General features: G+C 64.7%; 16 protein-coding genes. 6 read left to right on the top strand and 10 right to left on the bottom strand.

Annotated features, from left to right (window positions below; translation table 11 throughout):
* Positions 1–450: 450 nt before the first annotated feature.
* Positions 451–1,458 (top strand): aspartate--ammonia ligase, encoded by a 1,008-nt coding sequence (asnA, locus tag LE416_RS02260; protein WP_225046872.1) that lies wholly within the window; start codon positions 451–453, stop codon positions 1,456–1,458.
* Positions 1,459–1,545: 87 nt separating this feature from the next.
* On the opposite strand, the gene LE416_RS02255 is transcribed toward asnA, so the two are convergent.
* A complete protein-coding gene (locus LE416_RS02255) occupies positions 1,546–2,562 on the bottom strand; it encodes a hypothetical protein (protein ID WP_225046871.1) in 1,017 nt (338 codons plus the stop codon).
* 190 nt (positions 2,563–2,752) lie between these two features.
* A complete protein-coding gene (locus LE416_RS02250) occupies positions 2,753–3,100 on the bottom strand; it encodes a DUF2200 family protein (protein ID WP_225046870.1) in 348 nt (115 codons plus the stop codon).
* Positions 3,101–3,197: 97 nt separating this feature from the next.
* Between LE416_RS02250 and LE416_RS02245 the strand changes: the two genes are divergently transcribed.
* Positions 3,198–4,115, top strand: coding sequence for a DUF7916 family protein (locus tag LE416_RS02245; protein WP_225046869.1), 918 nt, complete (start codon positions 3,198–3,200; stop codon positions 4,113–4,115).
* 70 nt (positions 4,116–4,185) lie between these two features.
* On the opposite strand, the gene LE416_RS02240 is transcribed toward LE416_RS02245, so the two are convergent.
* Complete coding sequence (locus LE416_RS02240) at positions 4,186–4,722, bottom strand: recombinase family protein (RefSeq protein ID WP_225046868.1); 537 nt, start codon at positions 4,720–4,722, stop codon at positions 4,186–4,188.
* A gap of 123 nt (positions 4,723–4,845) precedes the next feature.
* On the opposite strand from LE416_RS02240, the gene LE416_RS02235 reads away from it, so the two are divergent.
* Positions 4,846–6,183, top strand: a complete 1,338-nt coding sequence (locus LE416_RS02235) for an MATE family efflux transporter (protein WP_225046867.1) — start codon at positions 4,846–4,848, stop codon at positions 6,181–6,183.
* 49 nt (positions 6,184–6,232) lie between these two features.
* On the opposite strand, the gene pgmB is transcribed toward LE416_RS02235, so the two are convergent.
* The 7 genes from pgmB to LE416_RS02200 all read right to left on the bottom strand — a co-directional run bounded on the left by pgmB (position 6,233) and on the right by LE416_RS02200 (position 15,645).
* Positions 6,233–6,892: a beta-phosphoglucomutase gene (gene pgmB / locus LE416_RS02230; RefSeq protein WP_225046866.1), complete on the bottom strand. Its 660-nt coding sequence runs from the start codon at positions 6,890–6,892 to the stop codon at positions 6,233–6,235.
* Entirely contained in the window at positions 6,885–9,203 is a 2,319-nt protein-coding gene (locus LE416_RS02225) for a glycoside hydrolase family 65 protein (RefSeq protein ID WP_225046865.1), read from the bottom strand. The genes pgmB and LE416_RS02225 overlap by 8 nt, the downstream gene beginning before the upstream one ends.
* Entirely contained in the window at positions 9,203–11,383 is a 2,181-nt protein-coding gene (locus LE416_RS02220) for a glycosyl hydrolase family 65 domain-containing protein (protein WP_225046864.1), read from the bottom strand. The genes LE416_RS02225 and LE416_RS02220 overlap by 1 nt, the downstream gene beginning before the upstream one ends.
* The gene (locus LE416_RS02215) at positions 11,373–12,053 is read right to left on the bottom strand and encodes a DUF624 domain-containing protein (protein WP_225046863.1); all 681 of its coding nucleotides are present in this window, start codon (positions 12,051–12,053) and stop codon (positions 11,373–11,375) included. Before LE416_RS02215 ends, LE416_RS02220 begins: the two co-directional genes overlap by 11 nt.
* Positions 12,054–12,153: 100 nt before the next feature.
* Positions 12,154–13,722 (bottom strand): type 2 periplasmic-binding domain-containing protein, encoded by a 1,569-nt coding sequence (locus tag LE416_RS02210; protein WP_225046862.1) that lies wholly within the window; start codon positions 13,720–13,722, stop codon positions 12,154–12,156.
* Positions 13,723–13,759: 37 nt separating this feature from the next.
* Positions 13,760–14,578, bottom strand: coding sequence for a carbohydrate ABC transporter permease (locus LE416_RS02205; RefSeq protein WP_420844376.1), 819 nt, complete (start codon positions 14,576–14,578; stop codon positions 13,760–13,762).
* A gap of 113 nt (positions 14,579–14,691) precedes the next feature.
* Complete coding sequence (locus LE416_RS02200) at positions 14,692–15,645, bottom strand: ABC transporter permease (protein WP_225046860.1); 954 nt, start codon at positions 15,643–15,645, stop codon at positions 14,692–14,694.
* A 246-nt stretch (positions 15,646–15,891) separates the two neighbouring features.
* Here LE416_RS02200 and LE416_RS02195 point away from each other — a divergent pair, with 246 nt between their 5' ends.
* Genes LE416_RS02195 through LE416_RS13215 form a run of 3 tightly spaced genes read left to right on the top strand, consistent with a single transcriptional unit; the run spans position 15,892 to position 19,098 of the window.
* Positions 15,892–17,619 (top strand): sensor histidine kinase, encoded by a 1,728-nt coding sequence (locus tag LE416_RS02195; RefSeq protein WP_225046859.1) that lies wholly within the window; start codon positions 15,892–15,894, stop codon positions 17,617–17,619.
* Complete coding sequence (locus tag LE416_RS02190; protein ID WP_225046858.1) at positions 17,600–18,967, top strand: response regulator; 1,368 nt, start codon at positions 17,600–17,602, stop codon at positions 18,965–18,967. Before LE416_RS02195 ends, LE416_RS02190 begins: the two co-directional genes overlap by 20 nt.
* Positions 18,931–19,098 carry a helix-turn-helix domain-containing protein gene (locus LE416_RS13215; RefSeq protein WP_225047821.1) on the top strand — a complete coding sequence of 56 codons (168 nt, stop codon included), beginning with the start codon at positions 18,931–18,933 and terminating at the stop codon, positions 19,096–19,098. Before LE416_RS02190 ends, LE416_RS13215 begins: the two co-directional genes overlap by 37 nt.
* Positions 19,099–19,110: the final 12 nt, after the last annotated feature.

Raw genomic sequence — 19,110 nt, 5'->3', positions numbered from 1 at the left:
AGGCGCGGCGCCTTCGCAGTGAGTCGGGACCAGTGAAAACCCGACAAGTAAGCCGCCCCTGAATAACACTCGCCAGCCTCGGGCTGAACCCACAGTAGGCCTCGACGTCACCGGCACGTTACCATCCGGACACGCATGCTTGTGCGTGATAGAGGTGGCCTGCTTGCAGGCAACTTGGGTGGTACCGCGAAAACAGTCCTTTTCGTCCCTTGTCTTTGAGGCAAGGGACTTTTTGTTTGCCCCAGGGCGACACACGGCGCACTTAGCCGAGCGGAGCCCGACGAGAACTAAGGCGCAGCGCGGCGCACACAGCGGACCGCATCGCTTACGTCGGCGCTTGGGGTGCATGCCCCGAGTGCTGGTGCTAGGTTGCCAATCGGAGCCCGACGAGAACCAAGGCGCACTTAGCCTCTGCCGCCAGAGACCACAATAGATTACGGAGGTTCACTCATGACCACAATTTTTCCTGAAGATTACGATCCTAAGCTCAGCGTGCGCGAGACCCAGGAGGCCATTCGCTACATCCGCGAGACGTTCCAAGACGAGTTCGGCAAGCAGCTGAACCTGTCGCGCGTGTCGGCGCCGATGATGGTCGACGCGGCCACCGGGCTCAACGACAACCTGAACGGCACCGAGTCACCGGTCTCCTTCACGATGGCCGGCATGCCCGGCGCCACCATGGAGATCGTCCACTCGCTGGCCAAGTGGAAGCGCGCCGCGCTCGGCCGCTTCGGTTTTCAACCCGGCGAAGGACTCTACACCAACATGAATGCGATTCGCAAGGACGAGGAGCTCGACAACTTCCACTCCATCTACGTCGACCAGTGGGACTGGGAAAAAGTGATCACCCAAGACCAGCGCACCGACGCGGTGCTTGAGGCCACCGTCCGCCAGATTTTTAAGGTGATCAAGCACATGGAGCACGAGGTCTGGTACAAGTACCCGCAGGCGGTCCACCGCCTGCCCGACGCCGTGCACTTCGTCACCACGCAGGAGCTCGAGGACCGCTGGCCGGACCTCGACCCGATGGAACGCGAGAACCGTATCGCCCATGAGCTCGGCTGCGTCTTCGTCAAGCGCATCGGCGGCCCGCTCAAGTCGGGCAAACGCCACGACGGCCGCGCCCCCGATTACGACGACTGGTCCCTGAACGGCGACCTGATCTTCTGGTACGCGCCGCTCAAGCGCAAGCTGGAGATCTCCAGCATGGGCATCCGCGTCGATTCGGCCGCGATGCAGCGCCAGCTGACCGCGGCCGGCGCGCTCGACCGGCTGGAGCTGCCCTTCCACCAGGCCATCATGAACGGGTCGCTGCCTTACAGCATCGGTGGCGGCATCGGCCAGTCGCGCCTGTGCATGCTGCTTCTGGGCAAGGCCCACGTCGGCGAGGTCCAGGCCAGCGTCTGGCCGCAGGCGACCATCGACGCGTGCGCGGCGCACGACATTCACCTGCTGTGATCACCACCTAGCCCCCGAAGCCTGGCCCGCCGCCGACTCCGGGGGGCTTTGCTGCGTCAGCTGGGCCGCTTGCAAGATGACGCCCTATCACTGGTCAATCTTCGCCACCAACACGGACGGGATCGTGATGTTGCCACCCATGGTCGACTCGTAGGTCAAAAGGCCGGTCGACACCCCGTAGATGGTGATGGTGTCGTCCTCGAGCACGCGCGACGTCACCGCCGAGCTCGGCCACTCGGCGTAAAGCATCGTGTCGTAATCGCCGTTGACCGCAATTCTGGCCTGCACGGTCTCATCCCCTTCGAGAATCTGGGCCACGGTGCCCGAGAACTTGACCTTCTTGCCCTCGTAGCTGTCCGGCGTGCGGGCCAACTGGCTGTACGTGATGCCGGTTTCGTAGCCGCGCGCCTCAGCAGCTGCCTTGTCGGCGGCCGCCTTCTTGGCCGCGGCCGCCGCTGCTGCGGCCTTTTGTTTCGCCGCCGCTGCCGCGGCGGCCTCTTTCTTCAGCACCGCCGGCAGCGCCTTTTCGAGCGCAACCAGCGGGGCATCCGCGACCAGCTTTTTCTGGTCGGGCGTCAGCTTGTTGTACGCGGCGCGTGCGGCCTTCACCTTGGCCTGATCGGCGCCGGTGAGCTTGCTCGAATCCGGCAGCGCGTTCAGCAAATCCTCCACCGCTGCGGCGGCCTCCTTGTCCGCGGTCTGCTTGCGCGCGTCCGCTTCCTGCAATGCGGCATACGGGCGCATCTCCTCTTGGTACGACTCGTACTCGTCGGTCACCGTCTTCAGGTCCCGATTGGCCGCCACCAGCTGCTCGTCGCTCGCCGCCCATTTTTGCTCCGCCGCTGTCAGCTTGCTCGCGGTCTGCTTGGCCACCTTGACCTCGGCCGCCAACTGCCCGGCCAGCGCGGCGGCGCGGCCGGATTCCGCGGCCACCCCGACCAGCACCAAGGCGCCGACTGCGGTGTACACGATGCGCGTCGTGCGGCTCAGGCCGCGCCGAAACCACACGAGAATCAGCCCCAGCGGCAGGGCCGCGACCGTGATGACGAGAAAAGCCGGCCCCTGCACCGCCCATGTCCAAACCCTGATCAGCTTGTCCTTCATGATCCGCCTCCATTGTTGTGGCTGTCCACGACGAGTCGAACGTCGCCGCGGGCATCTGTCCCGTCGCGGGCGGCCAGCTATCTTGGCCGTCAACTCTAGATTACGCAAAGCGGCGTGCTTCGCCCCACACCAAAAAGGCCCTCCCCACGACAGAGGAGAACCCAAATAATCGCGTCACGCGGTCAGGCGCTCATGCCAGCGGCGTGTCCCGCCGAATCTTGGCCACCGCCTTGCCGCGCGCCAGCTCGTCGACCACCTTGTCGGCCTGGCGGATGCGCCGCATCAGCGGGTCCTCGATCTCCTCCACGCGCACCCCGCAGATGACGCCGGTGATCTGTGCCGCCGCGACCGGCACGCGGGCGGCCGCGAAAAAGTCGCCCAGCGTGTCTGTGGTCTCGTGCAGCCTGGCCGGCGCGTAGCCGGTCAGCCAGCCCAGGACCTCATCGAGCTCGGCCTGGATTCGGCCCTTTTTCGTAATCTTGTTCAGGTATAGCGGGTAAATCGCGTCGAACGTCATGTCCTCAACCCGTTTGCGCATGTTCTCACTCCTTTTGGCCTATTTTACCACACCTTGACCGGCCGGCGGAAAGCGGTTACCATCAAGAAGAACGACGTATCTAGGGAGGAAAAATCTAATGGTCACACGATTACTGAGTACGAATTCCAGCGAGCTTCTGGCGATGAACGGCGCGGAGCTCAAGCAGAGCATCAAGGCCAGCGAAGGCCGCACGGTGCTGTCCGAAAACGTGGTGGAGGAGGCGGTCGGCGACGGCTTGACCAACAGCGAGATTGCCGCCGCGTTCGGTGCCGACCTGATTTTGCTCAACGGCCTGAACGTCCTGGCCCCGGCGATCTTTGGTCTTTACCCCGATGAGGGCGCCGTGGTGCACAACGACGGGGAGAGCATCCACCGCCTGCAACACCTGGTCGGCCGCCCGATCGGGGTCAACCTCGAGCCCGTCGACCCGGACGCCGACATGGCCGAGACCCGACTGGAGATCCCGGAGGGCCGCATGGCCAGCGAAAAGACGCTGAGGGAGGCCGAAAAGCTCGGCTTCAACTTCGTCTGCTTCACCGGCAACCCGGGCACCGGAGTCACCAACGCGCACATCGCCCAGGCCATCAAGGTGGCCAAGCAGGTGTTCTCCGGGCTGGTCATCGCCGGCAAGATGCACGGCGCCGGCGTGAACGAACCGGTGGTCTCGCTTGAGGCCACCCAAGCCTTCCTCGATGCCGGGGCCGACGTGATCCTGGTGCCGGCGGTCGGCACCGTGCCGGGCCTTGACGAAAGCGACCTGAAGCCGATCGTCAAGCTCGCCCACGCGCACGGGGCGCTGGTGATGAGCACCATCGGCACCAGCCAGGAGAGCTCGGGCGCAAGCTTCATCGAAAGCGTCGCGATTCGCAACAAGATCATCGGCGTGGACATCCAGCACGTCGGCGACGCCGGCTGGGGCGTGATGTCGCCGCTCGACAACATCTTCGCGATGAGCAAGGCAATCCGCGGCGAGCGCCACGCGATTTCACGCATGGCCCGCTCGATCAACCGCTAACCCGCAAAAAGGCAGTGCCAGCACCGGGGATTCCGTGCTGGCACTGCCTTTTTGCGCTCCCACACCCGGCTCAGCGAAACCGCTTGGCGTGCGCGGCGATGATGCGCGTCACCGTCGCGCGGGAGGTGCCAAAATGCGCGGCGGTCGCCTGCTGGGTGTGGGTGGTCGCGTAGTCGAGCACCGCCAGCCGCTGCCCCGGGCCGAACGTAGGCGGCCGGCCGCGCCGCGCGGGTTCCGGGGCCAGCCGCACCTCGGTGGCCAGCATCCGCGCCTGCGCGGCCGCCACGCTTTGCAGCACCGCCAGGAGTCGCACCGTCGCTGTGGGTCGCTTACCCCGGCGATCGACCGCAAACCGCCCGGTGGCCGCCACCGTGACGCTGACGCCACCGTCGAGCAGCGCCACCAACACGTTCAGGGCGCCGACCAACGACGGTCCAAGCGCCGAAAGGTCCGCCACCGTCAGCTCGTCGCCGGGCGCAAGCGCCACCCGCAGCGCCGAGAACTGGCGGCGAAACTGGTCGGTGTCGTGGAAGCGCCGCGCCGGCAAGACGCCCCGCAAGGCCTCAGGTGCCGTCTCCTCGGGTCCCCACCAGTAGCCGTAGCGCATCGCGCCACCTCCTTGTCTCAAAAATATGCCTTTATGATACAAGCTGTTGGGCGCGCTTCGCAAGCCCCGCGGCAAAAATCTATACTGAACCTCGTGGCCGTTTTGGGCCAGGAGGTTTTTATAATGGAAGAATTATTCGAACGCACGCCCATCCCCAAGGCCTACTTCACCCTGGCCCTGCCGGTGGTGGCGGGCATGGTCGCCAGCATGATCTACAACCTGGCGGACACCTACTTCATCGCCCAGACCCACAGCGCCGCCTTGGTGTCGGGCGTCGCGCTGTGCACGCCGCTGTTCTCCTTTCTGCTGGCGCTCGGCGACATCTTCGGCCTCGGCGGCAGCTCCGTGATCTCGCGGCTGCTCGGGGCCAGCGACCGCGTGACCACCCGCCGCGTCTCGAGCTTTTGCCTCGTCGCCGCGGCGGTGTGCGGCGTGGTCTGCGCCGCGCTTTTGCTCGTGTTTGAGCGTCCGTCGCTGGCGCTTTTGGGCGCGACGCCGGCCACCTATGCCCCGGCCGCTGCGTTCTACCGCATCATGGCGATCGGCGCGCCGATCATCATCGTCTCGCTGGTGCCGGGCAACCTGATGCGCACCGAGGGGCAGGCCACCGCGTCGATGGTCGGCACCGTCGTCGGCACGCTGATCACCATCGTGCTGGACCCGCTGTTCATCCTCGTGCTGCACCTCGGCGCGGCCGGCGCGGCGCTGGCGACGGTGATCGGCTACGGCATCACCGACGCGCTGCTGCTGACCCTGACCGCCCACCGCTGCGTCGCCATCACCGTTGACCCGCGGCTCTGGCGCCTGCCGGTTAAAACGGTGGGCGCGGTGATCGCCATCGGCATCCCCGCCGCCATCACCAACCTGATGCAGGCGTTCGGCACCGCGGTGCTCAACCGCCACGTGGTCGCGTACGGCACCACGCAGATGGCGGCGCTTGGCATCACGCTGAAGATCTACATGGTGGTGATGCTGGTGATGGTCGGCTTCGCCTTCGGGGCCCAGCCGCTTCTGGGCTACAACTACGGGGCGAAAAACCACCGGCGCCTGCGCAAGCTGATCGACTTTGACCTGCTGGTGCTGGTCGGCTACGCGGTGATTCTGGCCGCGCTGTTGGCCGCCGTTGCGCCGCACCTGATCGCGCTGTTCATGCCACAGGCCGCGGTGGTGCAGGCCGGGGCGCTGATGCTGCGGCTGCTGCTTTTGTCCACCCCGGCGGTCGGCATCGTGCTGGTGATGACCACCCTGTTTCAGACCATCGGTGCGGCCCCGGCGGCGTTCACGCTGGCCGTCGCGCGCCAGGGCGTGGTCTTCTTCCCCGCCATCGTGGTGCTGCACCAGCTGGCCGGCTACCTGGGCGTGCTGTGGGCGCAGCCGGTGGCCGACATTCTGTCGGCCGCGATCGCCCTTTGGCTCTTCCTGCGGCACAGACACCAGCTGTTCGCAGAGGACGCGCGCTGAGCGCAAATAGGCCCTTCCCAAATCGGGAAGGGCCTATTTCGTCACGCGATTAGCGCGCGGCCTGCTCGATCGCCGCGAGGTTAACCTCCGCGGTGTTGGCGAACACGAGGTCCGCCTGGCTCAACAGCTTCGCGTCGCCGATGCCGACGGCGAACTCGCCGGCCGCCTTGATCGCCGCGATGCCGGCCACCGCGTCCTCCAGCCCGACGGCCTCCGCCGGGGCGATACCCAAAAGCTCGGCGCCCCGGGTGAAAATCTCGGGATCCGGCTTACCGTGCGTCAGCGTGGCCGGGTCCACCACGGCGTCGAAGTAGTCGCTCAACGACAGCCCGGCCAGGATCCGCGGCGCATTGCGCGAGGCCGAGGCCAGGGCGATGCCGTAGCCGGCGGCCTTGATGGCGTTCAAAAACCGCTTCATCCCCGGCAGAATGTCGTCGGGGGTCATGTGGCTGATCAGCGCGACGTAGCGGTCGTTTTTGGCCGTCGCGATGCGCACCTTCTCCTCCTGGGAGTAGCGGTCCTCCTGGTGACCGAACTTCAGAATCACCTCCAGCGAGTCCATGCGCGAGACGCCCTTGAGGCCCTCGTTGACGCTGGGGTCGATGGTGATGCCCAGCATCTCCTCGGCCACTTGGGCCCAGGCCTGGTAGTGGTAGCGGGCGGTGTCGGTGATGACGCCGTCCAGGTCAAAAACAAATCCTTTAATCATGTGATGCCTCCTGCTTGGTTTGCCAAATTGCCGGGACGTCCAGCGTCAGCGGCGCGGTGGTCAGGTCAACCTGCTTGCCGTACACCTTGAGGGCGACCGGGGCGCTGGCCGTCAGGGTCACCTGCTTGGCCGCCACGGCGACGTGAATCGTGGCGCCGCGGTAGCTCAGGCCGAAGCGGTAGCCGCGCCACTTGGCGGGCAGCCCCGGGTTCAAGATCAGCTCGGGCCCATCGCTGCGCAGGCCGCCGAAGCCGTACACGATGTTCAGCCAGGCCGCCGCGATCGACGTGGTGTGCAGGCCGTCTCGGGTGTTGCGGTTGTAGTTGTCCAGGTCCATGCGCGTGGCGAAGCCGAAGAAGCGGTACGCGCCCGCGTCGCGGTGCAGCTCCTGGGCCGCAATCGAGTGAATCGACGGCGACAGCGAGGACTCGTGGATGGTGCGCGGCGTGTAGTAGTCGTAGTTCAGCCGCTTGGAGCGCAGCGAGAAGTCCTGGCTGTACAGGAACTGAAACATCAAAACGTCGGGCTGCTTGATCATGTCGTTGCGGAACAGCCGGTCGTAGGACCAGTGGTCGTACAGCGGGAAGTCCGTCACCGGAATCTTGGCCACGTCGACGTGCGGCAGGTCGAAAAAGCCCGCCTGCTGCTCGATCAGCCCGTTGTTGTCGCCGAGAAAGACCATGTGGTCGGCGGCGTCCTGCCAATTGGCAAGCTCCGCGTCCGTCACCCCGGTCGCCGCAACCAGCGCGGCGTAGGCCTTGGCGTCCCTGGCCTTCATCTCGGCCAGAACGGCGAGCGTGTAGGCGAAGGTTTTTTGCCCCATGTAGTTGGTGTAGGCGTCGTGGTTCACCATCACCTGGAACTCATCGGGGCCCATCACGCCGTAGAAGCTGAACTCGTGCTTGCGGTTCCAGTCGCCGCGCGAGTACAAAAAGCGCGAGATTTCCGTCAGCATCTGCGCGCCATGCCCGTAGAGGAAGGCGGCGTCGCCGCTGATGCGCGCGTAGTGGAAGACGGCGTAGGCCACCGCGGTGCTCGGCTGCAGCTGCGTGTTGGCGTGCTGCCACAGGCAGGTCGCCTCGTCGCCGTTGATGGTCGAGATCGGGTAGCTCGCACCCAAGCAGTCCACCATCTTGGCGCGCCGCTTGGCCGCCTCGAGCGTCGAGTAGCGGTACTCGACCAGGTTTTTGGCCGCCTTGAGGTCGGTGAACAGGTAAAACGGCAGGCACATCGTCTCGGTGTCCCAAAAGGCCAGCCCGCCGTACGCCTCACCGGTCAGGCCCTTGGCGCCGATGTTGTTGGTCGCATCCTCGCCGTGGTAGGTCTGCGCCATCTGAAACAGGCAGTAGCGGATGCCCTGCTGATCCGCGTCGTCGCCGTCAATCTGGATGTCGTGGTTGGTCCAAAACGCGTCCCAGTACGCGCGCTGGGCGGCAAGCGCCGTGTCGTAGTCCGGCTGGGCGGCAAGTGCTTCCTGGCCCGCGGTCCACACCGCGTGGTTAGAGGCCGCCGGCGCCTTTTGCACCAAGTTGGTCACCCGCTTGACCACGGTCAGCGGCCGGCCCGCTTCCAGGTGCAGTCGAAGCGTGCGCCCGACCTGGCGGGTGCCCCGCAGCTCGGTGTTCGCCGCCACGGCCGCCGGGTCAACGGTCAAAGCGGCGAGCGAGAAGACGCGCTTGGACGTGCCCTTGGTCTGGCCGAGGATGCCGAAGCTCAGCCCGTCGCTGAAGTCGCGCACGTCCTCCCAGTAGCTGGTCGACCCATCCCCGTGGCGCGTGTCGAAGTCAACCAGGGCGGAGAAGTCCAGGTCGCCTTCGAAGTTCAGCGCCGTGGCCGTGATGCGCTGAAAGCCCTGGCTTGCCGTCACCATCGACAAGAAGCGCTCGAAGCGAAGGGCAAGCTCACGCCCATCTGCCAGCACCCAGGTGAACTGCCGCGTCAGCACGCCGGACTTGAGGTCCAGCGTGCGGCTGAAGTCGCGGTACTGGCTGTGGTTGAGATCCAGCTTCTCGCCGTCGAGGCGCAGGACCACGGCCAGCCAGTCCACGGCGTTGACCATGAAGTGGCTGCGCTTTTGGATGCCGGCGTACTGCACCGTGGTGTCCTCCGGCGAGTGCACATACACGCCGTTGAAGTAGCTGCCCTGGAGGCGGTCACCGGAGTAGCCCTCCTCGAAGTAGCCGCGCACGCCGGCGTACTCGTTGGCCACGGCGAAAATGGACTCCGCCACCCGGCCGTGTTCCGGATCGAAGCCGGTTTCGCTCACGGTCCACGGTGCGACGTTGAAATACTGATCTGCTTGTTTTCCCATTACGCTTCCTCCAATTCTTGAACCGTCGCCCCGTCGTGCGTCACCCGCACGGCGAAGCGCTTGTTGCGATACGCGACCTCAAAGGCCATCGCGTTCCAATCGGCCGGCAGGTGCGGCGCAAAGGCCAGCCGGTTGGCGGTCGTGGTCATGCCGGCGAAGCCGCGCAGCGCCACCAGCCACGCGCCGGCGTTGGCGGCCGGGTGCGTGCCGCCGATGTAGATGTCGCCGGCCCACTGCTTGGACTGCCCGGTCAAGTCGACCGTGGCCGTCTTGCGAAAGAATTCAAGCGCCGCGTCCCCCTTGCCGAGGCGCGCGGCCTCGATGGCGTACATGCTCCAGGACAGTGACGACCCGTGCTCGGTGCGCGGCTCGTAGTAGTCGTAGTTGGCGCGGTGGGTCGCTAGGCTGTAGTCCTGCGGGAACTCCTCGAGCATCATCACCACGTCGGCCTGCTTAAGCACCTGCGTCTGGGCGGCCACGCCGTACGCGCCGCCCCAGTACTCGCGCGGATCCAGCAGGCGCGAGCGCACGTCGGCCACGCTGCAGTCCTCCAGCTTGAAGTAGCCGGCGAACTGCTCGAGCACCCCGTCTTGCTCCACCGGCCGGCGCAGGTGCGCCAGCGCAGTGTGGACCAGCGCGACGAAGTCCTCGCCGCCCACCGCGGCCAACGCCGCTTCGCGCTGCGGCGCGTCAAGGTGGGCCAAGACATCCAGCGCGCACTGCCAGGTCGCGGCGACCACCTTGTTGGTGTAGGCGTTGTCGGTCACGCGCTCGTGGTACTCGTCGGGGCCAATCACGTCGGGGATGCTGACGCTCGGCCTGAGCAGCCCCTGGCGCGCGTAGTCCAGGTAGAACTCGGCACACGCGAGGATCACCGCCGCGCCGCCTTCAGTCAGCAGCGTGTCGTCGGCCAGCCACTGCGCGGTGCGCCAGATGGCCAGGGCGACGGCGCCGGAGATGTGCACCTGCTTGTCTTTGAAGTAAGTGCGCATCGGGCGCTTGGTGAACACGTCCGTCACGTTGTAGTCCGAGCACGCGTCGAGCCCGTGCTCCTGGCTCTCCCAGGCGTAAAACGCGCCCCGGAAGCCGTACGCCGCGGCCTTCGCCTTCGCGCCGGCCAACCCCTGAATGCGGTAGTTGACCAGGCTGCGGGCGGTTGCGGCGTCCGTGGCGGCGAAAAACGGCAGCATGAACATCTCCGTGTCCCAAAACACCGCACCCTTGTAGGTCTGGCCAGACAGCCCGCGCGCGGGGATCGACTGCGCCACCGCGTCGTGCGGTGCCACCGCCAGCAGCTGGTAGATGCTGTAGCGCAGGGCCAGCTGATCAGCGTCCGGCCCGTCGAGCCGCACGTCGGAGGCGGCCCAGTACTTGGTCCAGGCGGCGACGTGCGCGGCCAGCCAGGCGTCGTAGCTTGCGACCGTGGCCGAAGACAGCGTGCGCACCATCGCGGCGCGGTCGTCGTCGACGCCGACGCCGAACAGCACGGTCAGCGTGACCGGCACGCCCGGGGTCAGGGCCAGCGGGTAGCTCATCTGCAGCCCGTGCGCCGTGGTCTGAAGCGTGCCGGCCGCATCACTGCCGCTTAGAAACTGGCGCTGCCACACCGCCACCTGGCGTTCGAGCTCGCCGGTGACCGCGGTGACCACCAGGCCGCCCGTGATGGCGTAGTGCGTGGTGTCGACCAGGTGCGGGCCGTTGATGTCCCAGACCTGCTCGTCGATGCCGCAGGTCAACGTCACCGGGGTCGCGACCGTGCTGGACACGGTGTAGCGCGCCGCGCCCAGCGTCCGGTCGGCGCCGCTGACGAACCGCGAGGCGGTGACCGTCACCGTGCCGGCGTCCACCGCAAAGCTTGTGGTGCGCGCAAACACGGCGCGGCGCAGGTCAAGCCCCACTTGGTGGCTGACGGGTGTCGTCTCAAGCACCGACAGCGGCGTTTTGCCTGCCGTCAGCGTGATGTACAGCGGGTTGGGCGCGTTGACCGGCTCGCGCCAGGCCGTGCCGTGCTGGTCGTACACCCCGGCCAGGTTGAGCGCCACCTGCTGAGCCGCCGTGTACTCGCCGAGCGTCCCGCGGTAGCCCATGTAGCCGTTGCCGATCAGGTAGCGGTTGCCGGTTTCGCTGATGGTCTCCGGATCAAAGCCCGTGGCCCCAACATGCCAATTCTCATCTGTCATGCGTTTCTCCTTTGTTCGTTGCGGCCGGGGCGAACCGCCGCACCAGCTGCGCGAAAATCACGCTGCGCCCCCACGCGGCGACGCCCAGGCCCAGGAAGCTGAACCAGTACAAAAGCGTCCACCAGCCCACCGGTCCCGCCTCCAGCAGGATCAGGGGCAAAAGCGTCGTCAGGGCCAACAGCGCCACCCACCCGACGTGGTGCGTCAGGATGATCACGCAGTTGCGCGCGGCGTGGCGCAGCGACTCGTCGTAGTGGCTCAGGTAGGTGACCAGCAGGCAGGCCACGAGCACCGCGACCACCGCCATGATGGCCAACAGGTTGAAGGCGGCCAGCCGCAGCGTGATGGCGACTCGGCCCAGGTAGCGAAAGTCCAGCCAAAACAACGCGATTGCAAGCGCAACCAGGCCGGTCCAGGCGACGCCCTGTTTGAGCGCCTCGCGGAAGGCGGCGAAGTAGTCGCGCGTCACGAGCGCGTTTTGCCCGCCACGGATGCGGGTCGCGGTGCGGTCGCCGGCCATCATGGCGGCGCCCAGCGTCACCACCGGCAAACTGGTGAGCAGCATCCAGAAGTTCAACAGCAGCAGGTTCGTGATGTTTTCAAGCAGGCGCATGAAGGGGCTGTTGTAGCCCAAAGCCCCCCGCCACCGCGTGCCACCAGTTGTTTTCATCCGCGCTCCTTTCCCCCGCGCCTTAGCGTGGGCCGGGCCAGTGCCCGCGAATCAAAAGGCAAGGGCAACCGAATCGCCCTTGCCTTTCGCGTGCGTTACTTTACTTGTTCAGCGTCTTCTCGTAGCGGTTGTACGCCGTGCGCTGGATCTTCACGAAGTCCTTGAGGCCCATCTGGTTGAGCTTGGACACGTAGCCGTCCCACTCGGCGTTGACGCCGCCCTTGGTGACCCACTTAGAGGACTGCTGGGTCACGAACGTGCTGATGTCGGTGTACTGCTGCGAGGTGGTCTGCAGCTCTTCAGGCGAGAAGGTGACGTTCGGGAAGGCCGGGCGCGCGTACTGCTTGTACGCCTTGTCCAGCTGCAGCTTCTCGTAGTCGCCGTTGCTTGCCGGCAGCTCGACTTTCTTGTCGAAGCTTGGGTCGGAGTACTTCGGGCCGAAGTCGCGGAAGGAGTTGGTCCAGGCGAAAATGTCGGAGGACTGGCCCTCAGGCGGGGTCAGCACCTGAACGTTGCCGTTGGCCAGCTTCTTGGTGCCGATGCCAAAGGAGCCGTAGTAGGTCTGAATCGTCGCGTCGTTGGTGTAGTACTTGTCGGCCCACTTCATCAGCTTGTCCACGTTCTTGGCGTGGGTGGTGACCATGAACTCGTTGCGCGAGTAGTTCCAGTGATCCGGGTCGGAGTTGACGTAGCGCTTGCCGTCCGGGCCCTTCAGCGGTGGCAGGGCGACGTACTGCTTGGCGTTGGCGCCAAAGATGGCATCGGCGGTCCAACCGGCGGCCACGCCGACGATTGGGGTCTTGGCCTGAACCTTGGCCTGGCCCTGAGAGGCGTCTTCGGTGAAGATCTGGGAATCGATCAGACCCTTCTTGTAGGCGTCGGCCATCCAGGCGATGCCCTTCTTGTAGTTGGTCGTGGTCGGCTGGTAAACCGGCTTGCCGTCCTGCATCACCATGTTTTGAGCCGAGGTGTTCGGCGAGGTTATGCCGAAGGGCTGGATGAAGTTCAGGATCGCGTCGTCGTTGCCGGCACCGTAAGGAATCTCATCGGCCTTGCCGTTGCCGTTGGGGTCGTCGTTCTTGAAGGCCGTCAGCACCTTGATGAACTCGGTGTAGGTCGTCGGCATCTTCAGGCCCAGCTTGTCCAGCCAGGTCTTGTTGATGAACAGCTGGTTGGTGATCGTCGGGCGCATCGGGGACTTCTTCGGCAGGCTGTAGATGTGGCCGTTCGGGGAGGTCACCATCGCCTTGAGCTTGGGATCCTTCTTGAAGGCCCGCTGAAGGTTCGGCATGTCCTTTTCGATGTACTTCTCAAGCGGAATGAAGCTGTCTTGGTTCTTGGCCACCTCGGCGTCCGTCAGGCAGATGTCCCCCCAAAACGCGTCGGGCAGGTCGCCACCGGACATGACGACACTCTTCTTGTCGCCCCAGTCAGCGTTCAGGTATGTGTCCCACTTGACCTTGATGCCCGCCTGCTTCTCGGACTTGGCGACGAAGCCCTTCAGGAACTTGGTCCCCCAATCGGACCAGCGCACCGTTGCGATGCGGTACGACGGGGTGCCGCTTTCCTTCTTGTCGGCGTTGTTGCCGGAGGCCGAGCAGCCCCCAAGCACCGCCAGGCCGGCCGCAAGCGCAACGCTTGCAACCGTCACTTTCTTACTCAAACTCATGACGTCTCCTCCTATTCCTGGGCGCCCCACTGGCACCCTAACCCTTGACTGAACCCAACATAACACCTTGGTTGAAGTATTTCTGCAAAAACGGGTAGACACACATGATCGGCAGCGTGGAAATCACGATCGACGCGTACTTCATCATGTCCGACAGCTGCTGCAGCTCCGCGGCCAGCTGGCCGGTGGTGTTGCCGGCGACCTGCTGGTTGGTGATCAGGATGCGCCGCAGGATCAGCTGCAGCGGCTGCAGGTTCTCGTTTTGCAAGTAGATCAACGCGTTGAACCACTGATTCCAGATGCCGACGGCCGTCCACAGGCCGAGCACCGCCATCACCGCCTTGGACAGCGGCAGCACAATCTTGAAGAAGTACTTGAAGGTGCTGGCGCCGTCCAGCTGCGCGGCCTCCCAGAGGCTGTCCGGGATGCTGGACTGAAAGAACGTCCGCGCGACGATGATGTTGTAGGGCGACACCGCGAACGGAATGATCATCACCCAGAAGCTGTTGAGCAGCCCGACCCCCTTGACGGTCAGGTAGATCGGCACCAGGCCGCCGCTGATGAACATCGGGATCACGTACAGGGCGTTGATCCACTTGCGGCCGACCAGGTCCTGGCGCGACAGCGCGTAGCCGGCCGGGATGTTGACGGCCAGGCCGAACAGCGTGCCAAGCGCCGTGTACAGAATCGTGTTGCCGTAGCTGCGCCAGATGATGGTCTGCTTGAACAGCGCCTGGTACCCCTTCAGGTCCAGGTGTTCAGGCCACAGCCAGACGCGGCCGTTGGCGACGTCCGAGGGGTTGCTGAACGACGCGATGATGATGAACCACAGCGGGTAAATGATGGCGAGAATCATCAGGGCGGCCACCACGTAGATGAACACCTGGAAGGCGAAGTCCCTGCCGCTCAGCTTGACCCGCTTGGCGCGTGCGGGGTGTTGCGATGAATTCGACATGTTCCTCCTCCTTCCTAAAACAGGCTCGTGTCGGTGGTCTTCTTAGAAATCCAGTTGACCCCCAGCAGCAAAATAACGTTGATCACGGTGTTGAACAGCCCGATGGCCGTCGACAGGCTGTACTGGAAGTTCTGCAGCCCGATCTTGTAGACGTAGGTCGAGATGATCTCGCTGCCCTGCAGGTTCAGCGGGTTTTGCAGCAGCAGGACCTTCTCGAAGCCGACGTTCAGCAGGTTGCCGACGCTCATGATCAAGATGATCATCACGGTCGGCATGATCATCGGAATGTCGATGGCGCGAATCTTCTGCCAGGCCGTCGCCCCGTCCATCGTCGCCGCCTCGTAGTAGGTCGGATCGATGGCCGACAGCGCGGCGATGTAGATGATGCTGTTCCAGCCGAGGTTCTGCCAGACATCCGTCCACACGTACACGTGCGCGAAGGCGCCGGCGTCCGACATGATGTCCGGCAGCTTGGCGCCGAACAGGTGGAACAGGTTGGCGATCATGCCCGACTGCGGCGACAGGAAGATTAAGATCATCCCGCACATGACCATCGTGGAGATGAAGTGCGGCAGGTACGAGATCACCTGGAACACCTTCTTGAAGCCGACGCGCCGCATCTGGTTGGTCAAAATGGCCAGGGCCACCGGCAGCGGCGTGTTGACCAGCAGGCTGTACACGCTGATCACCAGCGTGTTTTTCAGCGTGATGGGAAACTGGTACGACCGGAAGAACTGCATGAAGTTCTGGAACCCGACCCACGGGCTGTGGAACACCCCGAGCGCCGGCGAGTAGTTCTGGAAGGCCATCACCAGCCCGTACATCGGAATGTAGGCGAAGACCAAAAGCAGCACGGCGGACGGCAGCAGCAGCACGTAAAGCGGCAGGCTCTTCTTCAGGTCGCGGCGACGCTGACGCTTCCGCCGCGCGGCCGCCGCTTCCGGTAGTGGCGCTTCTTGCACATTCATGTTTTCCCCCTCCTTTCATGAACCAGTGTACGACGCGCGCTTTGCGTCAATCTATAACTAACGCGAGCCGAAGTGGCACATTCTGGAGGTTGTAAAAGCGCTCTCTTTTTGCTGACACCGTCCTTTGCGGCGGAAATAGCACGTTCACGACGCCTCCTCCGGAATGTGTCAAATAATCCCCGGTTAGCGCCAGAATCGCCGCGCCGCTGGCGGTATACTGGTAAGCGTAAGAAAGGGGATGGGCGAATGCGAGGCAAAACCAGCGAGGGCCACTCGATCAACCGCTACCTGCGGGTGCTGATCGCGAGCCTGGTCGTCGTGTGCGTGCTCAACGTCGTGCTGTTGGTCGCCACCATCAACGCCTCGCGCAACGAGCGCCTGCAGCGGCTGAACAGCACCATCGGCATCTACATGGACGACGTCGCCACCAAGTTCAAGGCGATCGATCACTTCATGGACTACTCCGCCGTGCGCGAGCCCAGCCTCGCCGAAATGACCACCATCGACCCGGTGGCCGACAACGTCGCGCTCGGCGAGCCGCTCGACAGCATCCGCCGCCGCGTCTTTGACTTCCAGTACTCGACCGGCAGCGATTACCAGTTCTTCTTCTACTCCCCCAACACCGGCTACTTCACCAACCTCTCCACCATGACGGTCTCTTGGGACGACTACGTGCAGCTGCGCGACTCGCTGATCACCGGCTGGGCGACCAAGCAGAAGGTGATCGAGAACCCGTGGAACGCCGCGCGCATCAACGGCCGCTACTACCTGTACCACGAGGTGAAGTACGACAGCGTTGTGCTGTTTTGCGCCGTTCGCGTCAGCGCCTTGACCAGCCCGATTCAAAAATCCTACCTATCTAAGGACGACCTCGCCTACGTCCACCTCAACGGTCACGACCTCGTGAACCGCAAGGACCCGCGCTACGTGGCGCGCGGGCGCACCGCGTCGAAGCTGATTCACCGCACCGACGCCTACGCCACCCTGCCCTTCTCGCTGAACGTCGCGCTGAACCGCTTCGGCCGCAGCGAGCAGTTCACCCTGATCCAGCTGGTGCTGATGGCCCTGACCATGGGGATTGCGATCGTCGCGATGTTCGGGGTCTTTTACCTCTGGCGCAACTTCGTGGTGCCCCTGCGCGCGTTCTCGTCCACGGTCACCATGCTCAAGGACACCGACGCGACGCCGGGGCTTCAGAACTCGCACATCAAGGAGCTGGAGAACGTCAACGCCCAGTTCCACCAGCTGATGAACCAGGTCCGCAGCCTGAAGGTGTCGCTGTACGAAAACGAGATCCAGCAGAAAAAAACGCAGATCCAGTTCATGCAGCTTCAGGTGCGCCCGCATTTTTACCTCAACATCCTGACCACGCTGTACTCGATGCAGCAGATGAACCAGACCGCGCACATGGGCGAGCTAATCCTCGCCGCGACGCGCTACATGCGCTACCTGCTGCACGCCGGCGCCGAGCTGGTGCCGCTGAAGCAGGAGGTCGCACACGTCAACGACTACCTGAAGATCCAGGGCATCCGCTACGGCAAGGACGTCCTGCAGTCCACGCTGACCATCGCACCGGCCGTCGCCGAGTGCCTGGTGCCGCCCCTGATGCTTCAGACCTTCGTGGAAAACGCGGTGAAGTACGCCGTCTCCTTCGACCACCCGACGCTGATTGCAATCGACGCGCGCGAGGTGGTCGGCCGCGACTCCGACGTCCTGGCGATCCACATCCAGGACAACGGCGACGGCTTCCCGCAGGAGATTCTCGACGCCCTGAAGAACCAGCACCTGATCGCCCTGAGCGAGCAGCACATCGGCATCAACAACGTGATCAACCGCCTGGACCTGCTCTACAACAAGAGCTACCGCCTCGACATCGGCAACCGCCAAAACGGCGGCGCCTACATCGACCTCACGCTGCCGGTTCAGCGCGTGGTCAAGAAAGGAGACCTCCAAGATGATCGTCCTCTTAGTTGACGATGACCGCTTCGTCATCAACGTGCTCAAGCAGACCATTGACTGGCCGGCACTGGGCTTCACCACCGTGCTCGCCGCGGCCAACATGCGCCAGGCTCAGGCCCAGCTGCAGGCAAATTCGGTCGACCTCGTGATCTCGGACATCGAGATGCCCCAGGGCAGCGGGCTGGACCTGCTGGACTGGATTCGCCACACGCTGCACCGGGACACCGAGACGATTTTTCTCACCAACTACGCCGACTTCAACTACGCGCAAAAGGCCATCGAGCTGGGCAGCTTCGACTACTACCTCAAGCCGATCATCCCCGACCGCTTCACCGCCGTGGTCCACAAGGCGGCGGCCAAGATCCGCGCCCGGCAGGTGCAGGCGACGACGCCTGCCGCAGGCCCCACCCCCGCCGCCTGGCGCGCCGTGCTGCTCGGGCCGCCGTCTCCCGCCGTCGCCGGCGAGTTCACCGGGCTGACGCTGCTCCCAATCGTGCTGCAGCCCGAGGCCAGCACCGACCTGGCCGCCCTGCGCAAGGCCCTGATTCGCGCCGACCTGGCCCTGCCCGGCTGGCGCCTGGGCACCCAGGCCGTCGACGAGAACCACCGGCTGGTCAACGTGCTGCAGACCAGTACCCCGACGGCGGCCGCCGCGCCCCTGGCCGTCGCCAGCCGGCTGCGGGCCGTCCTGGCCCCGGTCGCGGCGCCCTTCACCACCTTCATCGGCACCGCGACAACGGCCGAAACGCTTTCCGCCGTCTGCCAGCGGCTGACCCTGATGGTGGACGACCTGGCCGTCCACCGCGACACCGATCACCTGCTGGCGGGCTACCGCCACCAGGAGACCGCCTACCTGGAGCCCGACCTCCAGCGGCTGGCCGCGCTGATCGCCAGAAAGGACGCGGACGCGCTTGAGGCGACCACGGACGCGTACCTGCAGACCTGCCTGCGCGAGGGCAAGCTGTCACGCCGCACCCTGCGCAACTTCCGCGAGGACCTGCTCCAGCAGATCTACGTGTCGCTTGAGCGCCACAACGTGCAGGCCCACAAGCTTTTCTCCTCCAAGGCCTACGCGGCGCTGTACCAGGACTCGCTGAACAGCCTGGAGGCCCTGGCCGAGTTCATCCGCTACGTCACCCAAAGCGCGTTCTCCTACGCCGCCTTCGCCGACTCGCAGGTCAGCGTCGGCAAGCAGCTGCAGCAGTACATCAACACGCATCTGGGCGACGACCTGACCCGCGAGAAGCTGGCCGAGGTGGTGTTCTTGAACCCCGACTACGCGGCGAAGCTGTTCAAGGATGCGTACGGCATGTCCTTGACGCCTACATCATCGACCGGCGCATCGCCGCGGCCAAAACCCTGATTGCCACCGACGCCCGGCCAATCAACCAGATTGCCGAAAGCCTTGGCTACACCAACTTCTCCTACTTCACCCGCCTGTTCAAGCGCGAGGTCGGCCAGACCCCGCGCGAGTACCGCCAGGCGCAGCAGTAGGCGCTGATCCGC

The sequence above is a fragment of the Lacticaseibacillus kribbianus genome (genome assembly GCF_020180945.1).
Classification (GTDB): Bacteria; Bacillota; Bacilli; order Lactobacillales; family Lactobacillaceae; genus Lacticaseibacillus; species Lacticaseibacillus kribbianus.
Note: the sequence above shows the minus strand (reverse complement) of the source record. Positions and strands in the feature narration are given on the sequence as shown.

Coding starts and splice junctions, on each gene's coding strand:
- asnA (WP_225046872.1), top strand. CDS start 451: ATGACCACAATTTTTCCTGAAGATTACGATCCTAAGCTCAGCGTGCGC.
- LE416_RS02255 (WP_225046871.1), bottom strand. CDS start 2,562: ATGAAGGACAAGCTGATCAGGGTTTGGACATGGGCGGTGCAGGGGCCG.
- LE416_RS02250 (WP_225046870.1), bottom strand. CDS start 3,100: ATGCGCAAACGGGTTGAGGACATGACGTTCGACGCGATTTACCCGCTA.
- LE416_RS02245 (WP_225046869.1), top strand. CDS start 3,198: ATGGTCACACGATTACTGAGTACGAATTCCAGCGAGCTTCTGGCGATG.
- LE416_RS02240 (WP_225046868.1), bottom strand. CDS start 4,722: ATGCGCTACGGCTACTGGTGGGGACCCGAGGAGACGGCACCTGAGGCC.
- LE416_RS02235 (WP_225046867.1), top strand. CDS start 4,846: ATGGAAGAATTATTCGAACGCACGCCCATCCCCAAGGCCTACTTCACC.
- pgmB (WP_225046866.1), bottom strand. CDS start 6,892: ATGATTAAAGGATTTGTTTTTGACCTGGACGGCGTCATCACCGACACC.
- LE416_RS02225 (WP_225046865.1), bottom strand. CDS start 9,203: ATGGGAAAACAAGCAGATCAGTATTTCAACGTCGCACCGTGGACCGTG.
- LE416_RS02220 (WP_225046864.1), bottom strand. CDS start 11,383: ATGACAGATGAGAATTGGCATGTTGGGGCCACGGGCTTTGATCCGGAG.
- LE416_RS02215 (WP_225046863.1), bottom strand. CDS start 12,053: ATGAAAACAACTGGTGGCACGCGGTGGCGGGGGGCTTTGGGCTACAAC.
- LE416_RS02210 (WP_225046862.1), bottom strand. CDS start 13,722: ATGAGTTTGAGTAAGAAAGTGACGGTTGCAAGCGTTGCGCTTGCGGCC.
- LE416_RS02205 (WP_420844376.1), bottom strand. CDS start 14,578: ATGATTCTCGCCATCATTTACCCGCTGTGGTTCATCATCATCGCGTCG.
- LE416_RS02200 (WP_225046860.1), bottom strand. CDS start 15,645: ATGAATGTGCAAGAAGCGCCACTACCGGAAGCGGCGGCCGCGCGGCGG.
- LE416_RS02195 (WP_225046859.1), top strand. CDS start 15,892: ATGCGAGGCAAAACCAGCGAGGGCCACTCGATCAACCGCTACCTGCGG.
- LE416_RS02190 (WP_225046858.1), top strand. CDS start 17,600: ATGATCGTCCTCTTAGTTGACGATGACCGCTTCGTCATCAACGTGCTC.